We start from the raw sequence: 18051 nt of genomic DNA, 5'->3' as shown, positions 1-18051 counted from the left end.
AATAATGTCTATCCACAAATTTGACAGACACTTTTCTTACTACTGTAGCATTTATCTAATATCATTATATTTGTATATCATCAAATATATCTTTATCTGTAATTTTTCTTTTAACTTTGCATGGATTTCCCACAGCAATAACTCCTGCCGGTATATCCTTTGTCACAACACTTCCTGCTCCAATTACACTTCCTTTTCCTATTGTCACTCCACCTAATACAGTTACATTTGCTCCTAACCATACATCTTCTTCAAGCGTAATCGGCGCACTGGTAAGAACGTTGCTTCTCTGGGACGGATGAATGGCATGCCCCGCACATGCAAGACATACCCCCGGTCCTATAAACGCTCCATGCCCGATATTTATAGGTGATGTATCAAGCATCACCACATTATAATTTATAACTGCAAGTCCGTGAAAATGAATATTCAATCCAAAATCACATTTAAATCCTAGTCCCGGAAACGCAAGCTTATTATACGTTCCGAAAAGTTCTTCCATAATTTTTTCTTTCTTTGCAACTTCATCTTCATTTAGACTTTCAATTTCTTTTAATAATCTTTCCGCTCTTCGTCTTAATTCCGGCGGATTATCAAATGGATTGCAATGATATGGTTCCATAGAAGTAATCCTCGCAAGAGCTTTATCCATATTATTTTGTGTATTCTGAATTTCTGACATAGTTGGTCTCCTTAGCTAGAAATTTATTATTTTGTATTATACTTTATATTTTTCAAAAACACTACACTCCACCCTAACACCAAAACTTCCACCACCGGCATTACAGCCCATAAGCCCTGATGCAAGTGTCGCAAGGGCGTTAGCCCCAACTCCCTGTCCAATTACAATTGCATCTGTAAGTGTGTAAATTGACATTACCATTGCGCTATCAAGTGACGGTATTATAACAAATATGGAATAACTGTCAATTACTTATAAAACCGCTTACTCACTTTAAAAGATTTTACACTACTCCATTTGCCTTTGTCTTTTCCAACTATTGCTCTCACTCTTACATAATATCTTTTTCTAACACGTAATTTTCTTAACAGATATGTATTTTTTCCTGTACGTTTTGTTCTTACGTTTTTCTTAAATTTTCTGTCAGTTGAATACTGTATCCGATATATTTTAGCCTTACTTACCTTTTTAAAAGTAATTCTCACTTTTCTATTTTTAAATTTTTTTACTTTTAGAATTTTTGTTTGCTTTAAACTCTTTTTATTTACACCGTCAACACGAGTTGTAGTTTTTCCGTTAGTTGTTGGTTCATTTTCCTTTGTTACAACTTGTCCAAAAGTTGTAGTTGATTCTTTTTCTGATGTTGTTTCGTCAGTTGTTTGATTTTCTACAGTAGTTTCTGATGTTGTATTTTCTGTAGTCAATATTTCAGTTGTGGGTTCTACTGTGACAGTTGTCTCAGTTTGTTTCTCAGTTGTTGGTTCTAATGTAGTTGTCACTTCCGTTGTTGGCTTTAGTGTTGTTGTCACTTCCGCTGTGGTTGGTGCTTCCGTTGTAGGCTCTGATGTTGTTGTCACTTCCGCTGTGGTTGGTGCTTCCGTTGTAGGCTCTGATGTTGTTGTCACTTCCGCTGTGGTTGGTGCTTCTGTTGTTGGCTCTGATGTAGTTGTCACTTCCGTTGTTAGTGCTTCCGTTGTAGGCGCTTCTACAGTTGGATTTTCCACTTTGTTCTCCAATTTTGTGTATACCTTTATTCTTCCTACATAATTTTTAAGTTGTGTCCATCCACTACCGTTGTTTATATATGACATTTCCCTGCCATTTTTATATGAAGTCATTATTTTGGCGTCGCCCTTTTCATTTGAAACACTTACTATTGCAGAGAACCATTGGTCTTTTTCGATTTTTACCGGCTGATTCAGTTCTATTGTTACATATCCGCTATTTTCAAAATATGCTGTTGTAGTATTTGCCAGATAACCACCTGAAACTGGTACATTGTCCTGTCCACCATAAGGATAATCTACATTTTTATATATCTCCACTTTAGCGGTTACATTTTCACCACCAATAGCTACATTTACTGCTTTTATATATTCATCTTTTAAATCATCAGATTTTTTTGCTTTAAACACATTTGCCACTGACTTATCTTTTCTTAATGGGAAATCGTCCATGCTTCCATCATAGTAATAATTAAAGCCATACTTGTCCTTTGGTGCAAATGAAAATGCATAAGAACAACTGCTTGTATTGTCATATGACAGCCAAAAATACTCCAATGATTTGTAACTGTTTTTTACAAGCCAGCCACCCTTTTGGGTAGCACCATTTGGCACAAATTTGTCTGATGGGATATTGTCATCCCAGCCAATGATTGTGCATGCATGTGGAGAAATTGTACTGCTATGTTCATTCTTTGGATTGTAGTATAATGTTTCTCTTGCATTGTTGTACTGAAATGTTACTGCCCCATATTTTGCTATGGCTTTTTTTATTGACCTAATGTATTCTTCCGGATTTGATTTGTTTTCAGGTATATAAATTGCATTTTCAAATCTATATGATGGATTTTCATATGGGTTTGTCGTAACCACATTACCCGATACCGGTGCCCACCACATTGAATATAACTTGGCAATTTTTAGTGGGTCTCCTGACTGCATCAAATAATTTACTGATTGCCAGTCTCCATCTGTATTTCCCAATGGATCGCTTTCTCTCTTAAAAACTCTATAAGCTGCCGCCATCGGATTTAATGATAATGTATCTTTTGTTACTGTAGGATCAATTCCACTTTTCAAAATGGATGATTCTGCTGCTGCAATGCTTGAATATGCCCAACACAAATTGGTATCTCCCTGATCTTTTACAGGTGTTACTATGCCATCGTCCCTTCCATCATATTTTTCCCTGTCTGATATCTCTTTAGTTTCAGTCTGTTGTTCTTCAAAATCACCTTCTATTTTAAATGTTAATTGATTATCAGTTATATTTGTGACTTCAACATGCATATCATCAGTTATTTCCAAGCTCTGATTCAGTTTTAATGGTGCGTCAGATTTTGTTGCATATGTGCCACCTAATGTTTCATAATTCCACTTTCCTGCAACGCATCCCATATTGTTTGGGAATTTTGTGTCTTTGTCCACCAAATAACAAACAAGTCCTGAACCAATTGTCAATCCTTTTAGCTTCGTTCCATCTGTTTTATACAATTCTTTTGACTGACAATCATACTTATTACCACCTGTTCCAAAATTTCTATATTCTAAGTACAGTGTTTTATCGGTTCCTTTTAAATTTAATTTGTATCCGACTATCTGTGAATCTTCTCTAGTCGATGCTTCCTTTAAGGTATACTGTCCATTTTGATAAATTGTTTTAACATTGTCAGATGTAAGCCACCCCTTTGCTTCTCTTTCTTTTACAGATATAAACTGTGGCACAGGTGACGTATGCTTTGCCATTGCAGACATATAATATACCGGCGAACTATTTGAGCTATTGTACAAATCCTTAAATCCTAAAATGTGCCCCATTTCATGAGTCGCCACTGCCATAGGCAAAATCACGTTTTCCCGATTATCCTTGTATAAATAATTATAAGAATTTGTCACCTGTACATAGTTTTTACTTGTAATTGTTTTTCCATCTGCATTTATTTTTACGTAATCTGCATAATCCTTATAATTCCACAAAGGTGAGGACCAACCCACAGAGATACTCTGAGTTGTATTTTTATAAATAATGGTGATTGCATCGATTACCCCATCATTGTTTTTATCAAGTTCAGAAAAGTTGTACTTTTTTGTACCATCATAATTTGTAATCACATTACCCGCCGATATAGCTCTGTTTATAGATTCAGACCAGTCTGTTTTTAATTCGTACATACGCTCTGCTCTCTCTCCGTTGTCCCTGTAACCTTCAGGATTCTCTTCACTATACTCTGCATAGTATCCTCTTGTATGAGATAACTGCACTGAACCACCTTTATTAAACAAATACACGCTATTTATCTTAAGACTTCCCCTTGACGCAATTTCATAATAATCCGAAACATTAAAATATGCACTGTTATAAGTATTATCTGTAATTTTTCTAACAGATTCCCCATTATAAGAATTATCTATAAATTCATCTTCATCTAAAAATCTTGCAAATACTATAAGATTTGTAAAATTACTTTCTTTTGTTTTATTTTCTGTATTTTCATTCGTATCATCAGCAAAAGTTGCGCCACTAAAAAGCATTGTCATAACCGTAACAAACGCCATGATTATACTAAACCCTTTTTTCATAAAATCTCCTTTTAATCATTTATTCTTTTACACCTTAATTATATATTCATTATAGCATTTACCAGATTAACTTTGTATTCTAATTTTTTAGAATTATAGGCTCATCCAAAATTAAAATTTTAAATTCCACTCTTCCATTTCACAGTGGATTTTACTTTTACATAAGTGGAATTTAATCTTTCGCACCATTTTATTCTATTCATTTGCATATTTATCTTTACCCTTGTATGCTTGTTCCATGCTCTCTGATGACGGTAGAAGGAGGTACATATGTCTAACCTTATACCGGGAAACCAGAAACACTTAACTTTAGATGACCGTAAAATTATTGAAGACTCTCTAAATGAAGGTCTTTCCTTCAAGGAGATTGCCAAATATCTTTGTAAGGATCCGACTACCATTTCAAAAGAAATCCGTCTTCACCGGGTTGATGACATCCAACCCAAACGGATATTTAATAATCCACACAACTTTTGCACCAGGAGATTTAGGTGCAAACGGACAAATGTATGTGAAAAGATTATCCTCTGTGACATTAAGTGTTCATCATGCAATAAATGTAATCAGGTATGCAAATCTTTCGTAAAGGAATCCTGTTTGCGAGTGGACCGGGCTCCTTACGTTTGCAATGGTTGTGATAAACCACTCCATCGCTGTAGCGTTCCGCATAAATATCGCTATGATGCTGTTTTTGCACAACGAAAATATGAGGAACTCCGTACTTCTTCAAGAACCGGTGTAAATCTCACAAAACATCAGGCTCTTCAAATGAATGCCGTGGTTGCACCTCTGATAGAACAGGGACAGTCTCCATATGTAATTGTCACCGACCATCCGGAACTGGGCATCAGTGTGAAAACACTTTACAACTACATTGAACAGGGTGTTCTTCTCACCAGAAACATTAATTTAAAACGTAAGGTCAAGTTTAAGTTACGAAAAGATGATTCCAAACCTTCAATCAAAAACAGGGAAGTTTTCGTCGGAAGAACTTATGCTGATTTTAAGCAACTGAATCCTGATTATTTCTGTGAAATGGATACTGTTATTTCGGCTAAAGGTTCCAATAAATGTATTCTGACTTTTTACATTCCTGAAACACAACTGTTTATTGCCAGACTCCTAAATCGTTGTACTGAAGGAGCTGTTAAGGTTGCCATTAACGAACTGGAGAGGGCTCTTGGCACATATGACTTTCTATCCGTTTTCAATACCTGACTGACCGTGGCAGTGAATTCAGCGACCCGATATCGCTTGAAACGGGTATTAACGGCATTGAACGCATGAGTATTTATTACTGTGATCCCATGAGAAGTAATCAGAAGGGGGGCATTGAGGAAGCACATACCCTGTTGAGAATGATTATCCCAAAAGGAACCGTTTTCACGCATCTTACACAATGGGACATAAAGAAATGTGTTAATCACATCAATTCTTATGTGAGGGAAGGATTGAATGGTAAAACACCATATCAGGCATCACTTGAAAAATTTGGCCCGGAGATTCTCCGGGCCCTGCAGCTTAAATACATCCCACCTGATGATGTAATCCTCACACCAAAGCTGCTAAAATAACATTTTTATAAATCCCGTCATCAGAGCCACAAATTTCACATTTCTCACACCGACCTGTGGAATTTAATCTTTCACACAAGAATTCCAGAGGTCTGTTTCCTATGCCTTGATTTTCAGATTTAAAGAAAAATGTACTTAAATTTTAACACTTATTACCCTTTATTCAACCAAAAACTTTTAAATTTAGGTTGATTTTTAACAGTGGGTGGAATTTAGTCTTTCACACGGAATTTACTTTTACAAGTCAGCTTCTCCACATATCAAATCTTTTATCTCGCATGATGTATATTTATTTTCACCAATTTTATCAGCAATCTCTTTAACTAACTCCCACCATGAACACACACCAGAATTTTTAGAAACTCCAGCACCCACAAAAATCACAAGATTCTCATTTGAATTTATTTGCTTAATTTTTTCTATCTGTTCGATAATCTTGTTCATCAATCTCACCTCACAAAGTGCACTTTTTTCGTCGCTTTTTTCGTCGCTTTTTCAACGAAAAAAGCGACGAATTATTTTAATCTATATAATTTGCCTTTTGTTTTTCCATTATCAATGAGTTTATCAAGTGCAATTAATTCCTTTAACAATTCCTTTGTCCTAGTATCCTTTAATCCCAGATCATCAGCTATTTCAGCTGTTTTGTGCCATTCACCATCATTTAATAATTTTAAGATTTTTTCATATTGTTCTATCTTTTTCTTTGATGATTTTTTCGTCGCTTTCTCATAGCTATCTGGCAGCAAAACTTCATCCTCCGCTTCCAAAAATGCCGGGTGGATTGGAATTCTTATTCTCATAGCTCGTCTATCTTCATCCGTAAAGAACTCCGCTCTTGGTGAGCCATTCTTCTCAAGTTCTTCCTGTATTGTTGGTATGCCGGAAGAATGTCCCTCTGATAAATCCAGTTCTTTTAAAAACTCTCCAAGTCGTCTATTTCTATAATATCTCGAAACAAATCTCTTTCCCTCAGCTATCGTTTTTTCTGAAATAGATCTGTCTATCCCCGGGAAGTTCATAATGTTTATACAATCAGGTTCTATTTCTATAGTTATCGGCTCATACGACATATAATCTCTGTGATAAAAAGCATTTACAACAGCCTCCTCGATTGCCTGATATGGATAATTGAATATCCTTAACGCCTCCATCTGATTTGGTACTTTAATTACCTTTTCTCGAATAATCAAATTACGAAATCTTTCCATTGTTGCTTGAATCATCTGAGGCACCGAACCTGTAATATTAGGAAAATCTTCACTAATACTTGGATTCTTAATGCTTCCTTTAGGAAAAGAGGTCATCTGTACATAAGTATATCCAAAGAATTTTTCTGGATGCTCACAGAACATCATAATTGCCACATTCTGAATATATCTGAGTTCTGGAGAACCAACCAATAACTGCATATCATTAAGTATTTCCTCAACTCCACGTTCTCTTACCTGTTTAGCAAGTTTACTACCGGTTTTTCTCAAATGATCTTCTAACAGCACCGGTGAAATATCCTCAAATGTTGCCTTATGGTTTGATCTGCAATCAAACGGGGTTTGATCTGACATATTAATCAGTTCTCGCTCCTGTTCACTATTTGCCTTAACAGAACTTGTCTGATAACGAATATAATAATTGTACTTTTTTTCTTTCTTACTTGTTACATGCTCTGGTGATTTATAAGGTCGCTGCTGTCCTGTTCTGACAACAATTACAAAAATCCATTTTCCATCCACTTCTGCTGGTATCCCCTGTGGAAAGTAGGGTGGAGAAATCAAATTATTGTACCCCAACATATCTTTCTGTATTGAATCCAACATATATTCAGGTAAACCTTTTACCGGACGCTTGGCAACACCATTTTCTTCTTCAACGCCTACAACAATATAACCACCACCATCATTATTATAATCATTTGCGAATGCACAGACACTATGGTAGATATCATCAGGATTCCACCCAGTCTTAAACTCTATTCGGTCTGATTCTATTTTTCTTTTGTTTAATAAATCTTCTACGTCTAGTTCAAGCTCCATAATGTCCTCTCCATTCCTAACATACTTTTTAATTATCTTTCATCTATTATCAGTTTTATTTTCAAGCTTACATAATAAATGATTTGTCCAACCTATTTGTGTCACCATTGGTGACACAAATAGTATTTTCTATAACATTTGAATTATTAATTTATATTTTCTAAAAGTTTTTGTTAAACTAATTATATCAAAATATATAAAAAATAAAATCTTCTTTTTCCACGCCATGCTCAGTTCGATTTCGCCTTGCTACATCTCACTGACGGCTGGCGCCGTATAAGACCGAAAAGAAAGAGCCTCGCAGAAATCCATATATGTATTTCCATCTTCCACAACACCGATTCATTCGCAATTCGCTTCGCTTCTTGCTTATGAGTGGCTGTCGCCACTTACGCAAAAAATAAAAGCCAACTGTTAGTGAGCATATATGCTCCTACAGTTGGCTTTTGTTTTATGCTAATCGGCTTGTAGCTTATTCAAACTCGGCGTGTACAGAGCATAACTTAAACATATTTGTTTAAGTTCAATGTTCTTTTAGCCGTTTTTCTACCTATATTATATAATTTATATTATCCTTCTGATCTCGTGTTGCCATAGTGTTGCCACGTGATTATTGTAGCATAGTTATTACATGCAATCAACCATTTGACTCATTAATACACTAATCAGATTGTTATTTTAACAAGCAGTTAAATAGCAAAAATATCTCCCAGCTGTTTTCTTATAAATTCATTATTGTTGTAATATTCCTTCAGCAAAATAAACAATTCACTTCTTTTGATTATTATAATATTATTTGCTATTTCATCTATATCTCCGTAGTCTTCTATTCCAGAAAACAAATATATTTTATAAAACTCATCACTTTCATATTGGCTAGCTATAACCGGTTTGTTATTCTTAACCTGACATGTAATTGGTTTGTTACAATTGTTCATATCAATAAATTTGAACTCATACTTCGGCTCAGTAACTTTACTACTCGAAGGAACTATCATATATGAACTATTCTCTCTACTTATGTATAAAGCAACTAAATCCTCCAAATCATTCGGAGCAAGAGCAGTACAAAAATTGTCTTCTTTCAATACAATTTTGTTTTCCATTCCTTTATACAATGCTTCTAACAAGGCTTTATGAACATCATCTGTAACTCTCTTTACTGTATTAATTCGTCCTGACATCAAACCTCTCAATCCATTAGGAATATTCATAAAGTTCCCTATTTTTTTCCAATCAACATCAACTATCCACGAATAATTATCATACGATTCAAAGTTGTATTTTCCTTTTTCATGATAAGCTGTGCCAACAATTTTTCCTACATAGCATATATCATCAATTGTTCGAGTTAGAATATAGGAACCAGCTTCCATCTCTTTATAAATATTAAAGGCAGTTTTCCAACCCTTTCCATAATTGAGTGTATCGTAAGAAATACTCATATCGTTAATTATGTTTTTGCCTGCTTTCCAAAAACTATCATCCGGATTCCAACCCATACCACAAATGCCATTTTTTATAGAATTCAGTTCACATTTATGAGCCTTCTCACTCTTTCGTTCTTCAGGTAAAAAAGGTCGTAAAATTGCAATATAACAATTCATAACAGCCAACCTCCAATTTAAATTATAAAAAATTTAATTTTTAACACGAATATGCATCTTTTGTAATATCACCGAGTAACTCTCTACAGCATGCATCTATGTTTTCCGGAAATAATGTTTTCTCAGATATTCCTAACATTTTTAAATCATTAATCAAACTACCTTTACAGTCACTCGGAATGATAATTCTGTTATGTATTACATCCGATTCCTTATCAATTCCCTCTAGTTTATCTTTTGGGAACCACATAAATAACCCTTGCTGAATTCTTTGTCTCTCACTGAAAATCTTTGTCCTTACAAAAGCAATTTTTTTATCTTTATATATTCTTTTTGCATCATAGCTACTATATAATTGTGCCCCATAACCGGCTGCGAAAGTAAAAACCTCTCCATCTCTGTCCAAGTTACTAATACACGCAAAATATAATGCTACCAACGGGTTTTCTGTTACATCCATCAGTCTTGTTGGCATTCCATAATGTTGCATTAGTGCCAATTCATCTAAGAGATTATTTTCCTTAAAGATAAAAGGATACTCCAACTTACTTCTTTCAATAATCTTTTTTTCGAACCCTATATAATTCTCTGTTTCACTTGTATGGCCTTTAATTTTATGTGCAAGAGAAGGGACTAATTTGTAATCACAATTTGATTGTCCTCTATAGAAAATCTTCTCAATCGGTCCACAGCCTTCACAATTATATGCATCTCTTATTATTGTAATATACTCTTCTAAACTAATTATTCTTTTTGTTTTTTTCATTACCTATAATTCCTGTTCAATCACATTAAAAGAACGATTCACAAATGTTCACGCATTACTTTGATTTTTATATTTACAGTATTGTTTTCAATGCTTCTTCTAATCTCTCTTCATCCTTTGATAAAAGTACATTACTCCACTGTTTTATAGTTTTTCCTTGATACTCTTTATCTAGCACTTGTTGTTTAAATGCTTCAATCTCTTTGTGCTCGATACGATCTAGCTTTGCATAATTAGTATCAAGCCGATATACAAACTTACCTAGCAAATCATGAAGTTTACGTTGGTATTCTACAGATGGACTATATATTTTTCCCTTAGGTCCCCAAGACTCAACTAATATTTCAGCTTCATTTGCATCACACTTGTCTGTTTGAAGCTTATAACCATTGGTATTAGTTTGTTGAAGATTTGATGTTCTTTCAGATGTATCCTCTGGTTCAAAAACAATATAGTCTGGCGGTCGATGATAATGCGAGTCTCTTGCTTCAGCGACACTTTTTCCACTCACAACCAAAACATCTATAATCTTTGGCTTTCCCCAAATGACATGTTCTGGCAACCAAGCAATCAACGCTACATCAATATTATTTTCAGAAAATATATTAACACTATCCTTAAAGCGTGCAGTTATCTCTGTTGCAAACGGAAACCATGCCTTAATTTCAATCCCAGGATTAGGTATAATTATATCACTCTTAAATAGCGCATCTGGAAAACCTGGATCTTGCCTAACCCACTTTCCATTATCGCACCAATCATATTGGTTGAGTAAATCTACCGTTGAAAATTCAATCATATTTCCCAAAAGAGGAGACAATTTAGAAATCACCTTTGCAAGATTTTTTGCATATTCTAATGAAGGAGGTCTAGAAATATCCAATATATCAATTAAATGTTCATCAAGACTCGTTAGTTCAGATTTAGCACAATCTAAAACATCATTAAAATCCATAATCATTCCTCCTTTTTTTTATGTTCTCTCACTCGTTTATTTGCCACTTTATAAACATCTTCATTTTTTTCGGCACTATAGCATTCACGTTTCAAATCCATCGATGCAATTGCCGTTGTACAAAGTCCTGCAAACGGATCCCATACTACATCTCCTTCATCCGTTGTCATTTCAATTATTCTTTTAATCAGCGACAAGGGTTTTTGATTTAAATGAATTGCTTTTTGGTTTACTTTCAAACGCTCTGTATTTCTCAACTGAGGTTCTTTCCATACGTTTGTAACTCCTATCGGGCAATAAAACTTTGCTCTCAATCGCTCCCATTCATCTCTTTTTATTGGTCTTTCACCATCAATAGAGAAGTATGGTTTTCCATCTTCTGCACCATAAGAATTAGCATAATTAGTTATCTTTTCAAAGGCTTCTGCAGGTGGCATATACCACAAATGACACTTAGTAAAATATTTTCTTGTTGCAGCATTAACCACACCACAAGCCTCATTAGTTTTTGAAAAAGGAAGTCCCGTTCTTTCCCATTCGTATCTGAGCCACTCCTTCATTTTCATAGCTTTATTTTCAACATAGAAAAATGGCTCTTTAACATATTGAACGCAAACCTCTGTTACAACTGGTAGGTGCCTAATAGTTTTAGTGTTTGTATTACCTGCAACATGGCTCATTCCCTTGTCCCAAACACAACACGAGACATATTTCCATCCATACTTTTCCAAGATTGGATGTACCGTTGCCCATCCAACTTCTGTGTTCCAAAACCATAACGTTGTTAACGCTGTTGCTTTCTTGCTCCACTCTTTGATATGTGGCTCATACCAATCATCTAGCCCATGGTACGAAACCAAATCACCTTTAAAGCCATTTACTCCATAAGGTCCATCACACATAATCATGGTTGGAGTTTTCCAATTCTTATATTGATTCATTGCATCATCACAAAACAAAAAAATATTATCATATTTATTTCTATTCATATTTTTCCTCACAACATAATTATTAGATACGATATCAATAATTCGCTGATATATATATATCTACGCTGATTATCATATTATTTAAATAATTGTTTTTCTATTATTCATATGTTTTTCATTCTATCATATTTTCACGGTCTGCGCATCAATAAAATACCCACAAACACGCGGTTTCGGGCATTTAAATCATCTACTTCGCGTTCTAATTTTATCCTGTTCCTCGCCCATCTCAATGACCTTATCATAGTCTTCCTTCCTTAAGAAAGTCTCAAAATACCCAAGTTTCTCCTTAGAATCATACAGCTCATCAATCTCTTTCTCCTGGTCTTCAATCTGTTCCCTAAGATTGCTGTTCTGTCTTCTAAGACTTTCATTGATTTCAGAGACCTCATGATACTTTTCTGTAACTTCTTTTAACTGAGCAAAACAACCTTTAGCAAAATCAACTACGTTTCTGAATACACCATACAACTTATCAATAAAAGGAATAACTACCTTTTCACGATACCCCTTAGCTGTCATCATTCCCTTTGGAGCATCTGGTCCTTTCCTGACCATTGTTTCAAGTTTCTTGATATTCTTTCCCAGATCAGCTACATCACCGACAACTTCCAATTCTTTGTAAGTATCTTTTAATTCCTTTTCAGCAACAATCTGTTTTGCAATTGTTTCATTCAGTTCCTTTTCTGATTCAGCATTTTCCTTTGCCAATTTCTCGGCTCTTTCAGTCTCGGCTTTGACCTTATACTCTGCAACACTTAAATCATGATTTCTGCCAAATTCTTTTCTCTTTAAATTTAATTCAGAAATCCAAGTAAAAAGATTGGCACTTACAAACTTTCTCATTGAGCCTTGTAAAACATCTTCAAGAAATTCCTTTGTACAGACTTTTCTTTTAGAAACCTGTGTCTCCATTCCGTTTTTGAACCCTCTGCCAACAGGAACAGCCACAACATGCATATGAGGGCTTGCTTCATCTCGATGCACTACAGCATTTGCCACAACCAAATCCGGAGCCTGCTTCTGCAACTCTTTCAGGATTTGTTCAAAAGCAACATCCATATTCTTTTTCTTTTCTTCATTCCTATCCCAGTAATCTTTATCACCTAACTGAAAAATCAATTCTACAGCAATATCTTTATTTTTGCTATTACAGACCTTTTCAAAATAGTCATCAATCTTTCTGTCATCTCTGGTCTGTTTCTGATTGTACTTTTTTACTGATTCATCGAACTGTTCCTTATATACTTTTTTCACATCTTCCATTAATTTATCCGTACCACATAAAACTACAATGTTCTCCTTATTATAATCTTTTGAGTGGTACTTACGAAGATTATGTTTTGCAACACCTGAGAGTTTGGCTTTGCTATTGATTGCATGATCGCCATTACTGAGGTGTGCTGAATACGATAATTTGTCCATAATCAATACCTCTCTTATTTCTTCTTATTTGTCATTCACCCGCCGGTGACACCGGCAGGTCTTATCGTTGTAAGCAGAAGTAAAAGTACAAGTGTAGGTCAGGTTATCAATTTGGCTCTGCCATAATTGATAACCCTCTAGCAGTTTTGTCATAGCCATAACTGCGGGGTCTCTGCCGAGGGCTTTTATACCTATTGCCTACCTATTACTGCCTACTTAATTTGCAGAACTAAAGTTCCACAAATTGTCGGTGACATCATGTCACCAACTCATTACTTTCCCTTACCAACCCTTTAACCTGCAAGTGGCACTTGCAGGTATTAAATTGATAAGGAAAAAGTAATGTTGTATGATGCGATACTACCATCTAAAGTCCGGATGCATTCCGACCGCATCAAGATAGTCCTGTCTGGCTTCCTCTCGTTCTTCTTCAGTTGAAGCCGTTTTACTTTTTGTATAAGTATCATGGTTTCCCATTCGCTTTAATTTCTTTTCTAATTCTGAAACTATATATTTGTTCATTTCCTCATCATCTCTCATGTTTAAAACATGATACTTTATTAAAGCCACCATTAGTTCATTAGTTATTTTTCTATTTTTATTCATATCTAAACCTCCATTAATATTGTTCCGTGACGATGCGTGACGGTTGTGACGATGATTTACGTACCATAAAACATCGTCACCATCGACACGCTTCTATTCATTTTCGTACTCCAAAGTTATGATTCTGCCATCATGGCATCTCTGATTACTGTACTTTATTCCATAGTCTTCAAACAATCTTCCAGCCTTTATATTGAGTTTTCTAGTCAATTGATTAGGCTGTAAATTAAGACTTGGAATCTTCTCTAACAATTCACTTGCCGTACCCTCAAACTTCTCTGCATCCATCAGATACATATGGATTGCCAATAACATTTCATCTTCCGGTTCTTTCCATAACTCTGTTTCTGCTTTTTCAAATTCCCATAAACACAAATTTGGTACAAACTTAAGGTGCAGTCTCTGATCCTGTTGGTCTCTTCCGGTTATATCAACAGTAGCCTTAAGGTCAGTTCTTTTTTCTTTCTGCATAATGAATGCTCCGTCAGCTGCACCAAGTAATCCATTGGTACCGGATATCATTTCAAAAGCATCTGATGAATCCATCTTTCTTGTATGATGAACTACCAAAATACAAATATTGTGGTCATCTGCAAAATGCTTTAACTTTGTAATAATGTCATAATCATTTGCATAACTGAACTTGTCTCCGCTGATTTCTTTAATCTTCTGCAAAGTATCAATAATGATAAGCCTTGTGTCAGGATGAGTTGTAAGAAACGCTTTAAGCTGTTCTTCCAATCCTTCATTCAAGTTTTTAGAACGTGTTGCAAAATAAAAGTGCTCTGCAACATCAATTCCAAACATCTTTGATAACCTTTGCTGAAGTCTTGCATAATCATCTTCCAGTGCCAAATACAGCACTGTTCCCTGATTGGTCTTGTGTCCCCAAAGGTCGACTCCTGCGCTAACGCAGAAGCCGATTTCAGCCATTAAAAATGACTTGCCGACCTTTGGCGCTCCAACAAACAAATACACTCCGTTATAGACCAAATCTTCAACTAAAGGTTTCTTAATAGGGTAGACTGTATCGTAAAGTTCATCCATTGATACCGTCTCCAAATTTTCACCCACTAAAGTCCCAGTGGCTTGCAAATTGCGTGCACCGGTGTTATCTGTTATACTGTTACTGTGTTTAGGAACACTGTGTGACTGCTCGTTATCTGCGCCAACAGATACGTTTTGAGCAGTCACTATTCTTTTGTTATCCATGTTTCTGCCTCCTCTTTCATTCCGTTCATGGTTACTGCAATAAGTTCAATTACTTCCAACAAAACATCATTAACTTCACTTGCATCTGAGATTCTTTTCAGTTCCTCATATACATCATTCAGTTTTGTTTTCAGTGCAATATAAACTTTTGGGTTCCCATAAACTGTTATTTCTTTTTCACATAGACGGCGGAGAATATAATCCTGCTTTGTGAGTCCTGACAAAGCGACTTTATTATCAATGATTTTTGCCTCTTCATCAGAAACTCTAAAAGCAACAATCTTCTGCCTCCACCTGCCATGACTGTCTAATGATTTTTCCATAGACTTTACTTCCTTTCTTCATCCAACTGATTTGCCATTTCATCCTGCTTGTTAGGGAACAGATGTGCATACTTATATGTGATACCGATTGCTTCATGTCCAACACGATCTGCAATATCAAGTGCAGAAAATCCCCTATCAATCAATAAAGAAATATGCGAATGTCTAAGTGCATGAATATTAATTCTCTTAATGCCTGCTTTCTTTGAACCTCTGGTGATTTCATGACCGAGATACCCTTTTGATTTAAAGAAAAGTCTCTGATTAGGCTTTAAGTCATAAAAGCACTTCATAAAGTCTTTAATTTCATCTGCCAAAAACTGCGGAATCTTTACCACTCGATTACTCTTTTTTGTTTTTGGAGTAGTGATAATCTCACGACCTTTGACTACTTGATAGTTCTTATTGATTCTCATTGTATTATTGTCAAAATCAAAGTCTGCCGGAGTTAAAGCCAGAAGTTCACCTTCTCTGATTCCTGTCCAATACAGAACTTCAAAAGCATAAAAGGATAAAGGTTTATCCATAACCGCTTCAGAAAACTTTAAGTATTCTTCCTTAGTCCAGATTTCAACTTCCTTTTCCTCATCATTTTTCATAGCACCAACTACAGCTGCTGGATTCGTCTGTAATCCGTAGAACTTCTTTGCAAAGTTAAAAATTGCGCTAAGCTGTGCATGAATGGTTTTAAGATAACCTGATGAGTATGGTTTTCCGTTTGCATCTTTGTAATTAAGCAACTCATTCTGCCAAGCAATTACATCCTTTGGCTTGATTTCATCCATTGTTCTATCTTTGAAGTATGGAAGGATTTTGTCTCTAACCAAGTATGATTTGGTTTCAAACGTAGTTTCTTTAACCCTAGCCTTCTTATCTCTTTCATAGATTTCATAGAAACTACCAAACGTCATATTCAATTGTCCGTTTTCGGCTCTTTTCTTGTTAGAAAGCCATGCTTCAGCATCTCTTTTAGTATCGAAGCCTCTTTTCTGCGTCTGCCTTCTCTTTCCGGTAAAGTCAGTATAGCGATAAACAGCTCTCCATTTTTTCTTATTATTTGCTGTATAAGAATAAACGCTCATGTTTATCACCTTCCTTTCCTAAGCATTTCTTAATCACCGCTGTACATAACTTTTTTCTCGAAATAAGAAGTACAAACACGTCCTGCTACTGTGATGATGCCCTTTGCTTCAAGTTCCTTATTAAGCTGTCTTACAATCTTGTAAGCCTTAGACTTGGATACACAAAGTTCTTTAGCGACATCATCTACTGTCATAAAGTTCTTATCCATATTTTTACCTCCTGCATTATATTTCCTAAACTAATTTGTTTAGGTTGGTTTATATGATACTAAACATTTTAGCTTAAGTCAATAGAAAAATTAACTTTTTTTGTTTAAGTTTTTCTTGATATCTATTTTTGCCTATGATATACTGACTATAACGAATTTGTTTAAGTTATATTATCCTATATTAAATTGGAGGTTCATTATGGCTATTGGTGAAAGAATTAAAACTTTTCGTAAACGTAAAGGTTTAACTCAAAAAGAATTGGGAGTTCAGTTAGGTTTTAAAGAAAGTACTGCTGATATCCGTTTAGCTCAGTACGAAGCCGAGAAACGCGTCCCTAAGGAAGATTTGATAGAAACTCTATCTAGCATATTGGAAGTTTCTCCTGAGGCTATTAACGTTCCAAACATTGATACACACGTTGGTGTAATGCAGGTACTATTTACTCTTGAAGATATCTATGGTATTTCCGTAAAGCAGGAGGGCAGCCACATCAACATTGATCTTGGCGCCATCCATGATACTTTAGGTAATGAAGCAAAAGCCTGGGCAAAGATGAAATCCAAACTTGATGCCGGAGAAATCTCCCAAGAAGAATATGATGATTGGAGATACAATTATCCTGCATCTGCTTCCAGATACCATAAGATGATTGATTTAGATTTATAAAAGAGCATTAAAAAACCTTACTGACTCCTTGAAATCAGTAAGGTTTTTTCAATTATATATATAGGTAAATTGTTTTAGTGTTGCCATATCGTTGCCACGACAGGTTGCAAACACCTTGCAAAGCCTTTATTTACGGGCTTTTTTCAAAATATTTTACTATTCAAACTCCTACTCACAAAAATTTACTCCTTTATAAAGTAGGATATTTATTGTATTTAAAAGTTCATTTCTGTACTGTTTTAGTATTTTTGCATATAGTCTAAGACGAAAATATTGTCATTTTATTGTCACGAGTCAATATCGTTGTAGTCGTTCTTGCATGTATGACAAACTGGAA

General features: G+C 35.2%; 18 protein-coding genes. 3 read left to right on the top strand and 15 right to left on the bottom strand.

The window, feature by feature from the left end; all coding sequences use genetic code 11:
• Positions 1-64: 64 nt before the first annotated feature.
• Genes DWW96_RS00260 through DWW96_RS00255 form a run of 3 tightly spaced genes read right to left on the bottom strand, consistent with a single transcriptional unit; the run spans position 65 to position 4266 of the window.
• Positions 65-682, bottom strand: a complete 618-nt coding sequence (locus DWW96_RS00260) for a sugar O-acetyltransferase (RefSeq protein WP_243002981.1) — start codon at positions 680-682, stop codon at positions 65-67.
• A gap of 36 nt (positions 683-718) precedes the next feature.
• Positions 719-877: a hypothetical protein gene (locus tag DWW96_RS13860; RefSeq protein ID WP_158562608.1), complete on the bottom strand. Its 159-nt coding sequence runs from the start codon at positions 875-877 to the stop codon at positions 719-721.
• Positions 878-930: 53 nt separating this feature from the next.
• Complete coding sequence (locus tag DWW96_RS00255) at positions 931-4266, bottom strand: lectin like domain-containing protein (RefSeq protein WP_117908252.1); 3336 nt, start codon at positions 4264-4266, stop codon at positions 931-933.
• A 597-nt stretch (positions 4267-4863) separates the two neighbouring features.
• Between DWW96_RS00255 and DWW96_RS14310 the strand changes: the two genes are divergently transcribed.
• Together DWW96_RS14310 and DWW96_RS14305 are read left to right on the top strand one after the other, a co-directional pair.
• Positions 4864-5484 (top strand): hypothetical protein, encoded by a 621-nt coding sequence (locus DWW96_RS14310; protein ID WP_243002980.1) that lies wholly within the window; start codon positions 4864-4866, stop codon positions 5482-5484.
• A gap of 89 nt (positions 5485-5573) precedes the next feature.
• Entirely contained in the window at positions 5574-5840 is a 267-nt protein-coding gene (locus DWW96_RS14305) for a hypothetical protein (protein ID WP_243002979.1), read from the top strand.
• A gap of 237 nt (positions 5841-6077) precedes the next feature.
• Here the strand turns inward: DWW96_RS14305 and DWW96_RS00245 are convergent, their stop codons facing one another.
• From DWW96_RS00245 to DWW96_RS00190, 12 genes are all read right to left on the bottom strand, one after another.
• Positions 6078-6284 (bottom strand): hypothetical protein, encoded by a 207-nt coding sequence (locus DWW96_RS00245; RefSeq protein WP_117908250.1) that lies wholly within the window; start codon positions 6282-6284, stop codon positions 6078-6080.
• Between the two features lie 71 nt (positions 6285-6355).
• Positions 6356-7873, bottom strand: a complete 1518-nt coding sequence (locus DWW96_RS00240) for an RNA-binding domain-containing protein (protein WP_117908248.1) — start codon at positions 7871-7873, stop codon at positions 6356-6358.
• A gap of 689 nt (positions 7874-8562) precedes the next feature.
• Positions 8563-9480 (bottom strand): hypothetical protein, encoded by a 918-nt coding sequence (locus DWW96_RS00235; protein WP_117908246.1) that lies wholly within the window; start codon positions 9478-9480, stop codon positions 8563-8565.
• 40 nt (positions 9481-9520) lie between these two features.
• Positions 9521-10246: an FRG domain-containing protein gene (locus DWW96_RS00230; protein WP_117908244.1), complete on the bottom strand. Its 726-nt coding sequence runs from the start codon at positions 10244-10246 to the stop codon at positions 9521-9523.
• Positions 10247-10319: 73 nt separating this feature from the next.
• Positions 10320-11201, bottom strand: a complete 882-nt coding sequence (locus DWW96_RS00225) for a hypothetical protein (RefSeq protein WP_117908242.1) — start codon at positions 11199-11201, stop codon at positions 10320-10322.
• Between the two features lie 2 nt (positions 11202-11203).
• Positions 11204-12190 (bottom strand): site-specific DNA-methyltransferase, encoded by a 987-nt coding sequence (locus tag DWW96_RS00220; protein ID WP_117908241.1) that lies wholly within the window; start codon positions 12188-12190, stop codon positions 11204-11206.
• A 186-nt stretch (positions 12191-12376) separates the two neighbouring features.
• Complete coding sequence (locus DWW96_RS00215) at positions 12377-13615, bottom strand: plasmid recombination protein (RefSeq protein WP_117908239.1); 1239 nt, start codon at positions 13613-13615, stop codon at positions 12377-12379.
• A gap of 360 nt (positions 13616-13975) precedes the next feature.
• Positions 13976-14221, bottom strand: coding sequence for a complexin-2 (locus tag DWW96_RS00210; RefSeq protein WP_117908237.1), 246 nt, complete (start codon positions 14219-14221; stop codon positions 13976-13978).
• A gap of 93 nt (positions 14222-14314) precedes the next feature.
• Complete coding sequence (locus DWW96_RS00205; RefSeq protein WP_117908235.1) at positions 14315-15433, bottom strand: AAA family ATPase; 1119 nt, start codon at positions 15431-15433, stop codon at positions 14315-14317.
• Positions 15415-15756, bottom strand: coding sequence for a mobilization protein (locus tag DWW96_RS00200; protein ID WP_117908233.1), 342 nt, complete (start codon positions 15754-15756; stop codon positions 15415-15417). The genes DWW96_RS00205 and DWW96_RS00200 overlap by 19 nt, the downstream gene beginning before the upstream one ends.
• Positions 15757-15761: 5 nt before the next feature.
• Positions 15762-16838 (bottom strand): site-specific integrase, encoded by a 1077-nt coding sequence (locus DWW96_RS00195; RefSeq protein ID WP_117908231.1) that lies wholly within the window; start codon positions 16836-16838, stop codon positions 15762-15764.
• Positions 16839-16867: 29 nt separating this feature from the next.
• On the bottom strand, positions 16868-17047 hold the full coding sequence (locus DWW96_RS00190) for a helix-turn-helix domain-containing protein (RefSeq protein ID WP_117908229.1): 180 nt from the start codon (positions 17045-17047) through the stop codon (positions 16868-16870).
• A gap of 199 nt (positions 17048-17246) precedes the next feature.
• Between DWW96_RS00190 and DWW96_RS00185 the strand changes: the two genes are divergently transcribed.
• Positions 17247-17714 (top strand): helix-turn-helix transcriptional regulator, encoded by a 468-nt coding sequence (locus DWW96_RS00185; protein ID WP_117908227.1) that lies wholly within the window; start codon positions 17247-17249, stop codon positions 17712-17714.
• The last annotated feature ends 337 nt before the right edge of the window (positions 17715-18051 follow it).

Source organism: Eubacterium sp. AF17-7, from assembly GCF_003461285.1.
Classification (GTDB): Bacteria; Bacillota; Clostridia; order Lachnospirales; family Lachnospiraceae; genus Eubacterium_U; species Eubacterium_U album.
Note: the sequence above shows the minus strand (reverse complement) of the source record. Positions and strands in the feature narration are given on the sequence as shown.

Bases quoted from the DNA above. Each gene is read 5' to 3' on its own strand.
- DWW96_RS00260 (WP_243002981.1), bottom strand. From the start codon at position 682: ATGTCAGAAATTCAGAATACACAAAATAATATGGATAAAGCTCTTGCG.
- DWW96_RS13860 (WP_158562608.1), bottom strand. From the start codon at position 877: ATGTCAATTTACACACTTACAGATGCAATTGTAATTGGACAGGGAGTT.
- DWW96_RS00255 (WP_117908252.1), bottom strand. From the start codon at position 4,266: ATGAAAAAAGGGTTTAGTATAATCATGGCGTTTGTTACGGTTATGACA.
- DWW96_RS14305 (WP_243002979.1), top strand. From the start codon at position 5,574: ATGAGAAGTAATCAGAAGGGGGGCATTGAGGAAGCACATACCCTGTTG.
- DWW96_RS00245 (WP_117908250.1), bottom strand. From the start codon at position 6,284: ATGAACAAGATTATCGAACAGATAGAAAAAATTAAGCAAATAAATTCA.
- DWW96_RS00240 (WP_117908248.1), bottom strand. From the start codon at position 7,873: ATGGAGCTTGAACTAGACGTAGAAGATTTATTAAACAAAAGAAAAATA.
- DWW96_RS00235 (WP_117908246.1), bottom strand. From the start codon at position 9,480: ATGAATTGTTATATTGCAATTTTACGACCTTTTTTACCTGAAGAACGA.
- DWW96_RS00230 (WP_117908244.1), bottom strand. From the start codon at position 10,246: ATGAAAAAAACAAAAAGAATAATTAGTTTAGAAGAGTATATTACAATA.
- DWW96_RS00225 (WP_117908242.1), bottom strand. From the start codon at position 11,201: ATGGATTTTAATGATGTTTTAGATTGTGCTAAATCTGAACTAACGAGT.
- DWW96_RS00220 (WP_117908241.1), bottom strand. From the start codon at position 12,190: ATGAATAGAAATAAATATGATAATATTTTTTTGTTTTGTGATGATGCA.
- DWW96_RS00215 (WP_117908239.1), bottom strand. From the start codon at position 13,615: ATGGACAAATTATCGTATTCAGCACACCTCAGTAATGGCGATCATGCA.
- DWW96_RS00210 (WP_117908237.1), bottom strand. From the start codon at position 14,221: ATGAATAAAAATAGAAAAATAACTAATGAACTAATGGTGGCTTTAATA.
- DWW96_RS00205 (WP_117908235.1), bottom strand. From the start codon at position 15,433: ATGGATAACAAAAGAATAGTGACTGCTCAAAACGTATCTGTTGGCGCA.
- DWW96_RS00200 (WP_117908233.1), bottom strand. From the start codon at position 15,756: ATGGAAAAATCATTAGACAGTCATGGCAGGTGGAGGCAGAAGATTGTT.
- DWW96_RS00195 (WP_117908231.1), bottom strand. From the start codon at position 16,838: ATGAGCGTTTATTCTTATACAGCAAATAATAAGAAAAAATGGAGAGCT.
- DWW96_RS00190 (WP_117908229.1), bottom strand. From the start codon at position 17,047: ATGGATAAGAACTTTATGACAGTAGATGATGTCGCTAAAGAACTTTGT.
- DWW96_RS00185 (WP_117908227.1), top strand. From the start codon at position 17,247: ATGGCTATTGGTGAAAGAATTAAAACTTTTCGTAAACGTAAAGGTTTA.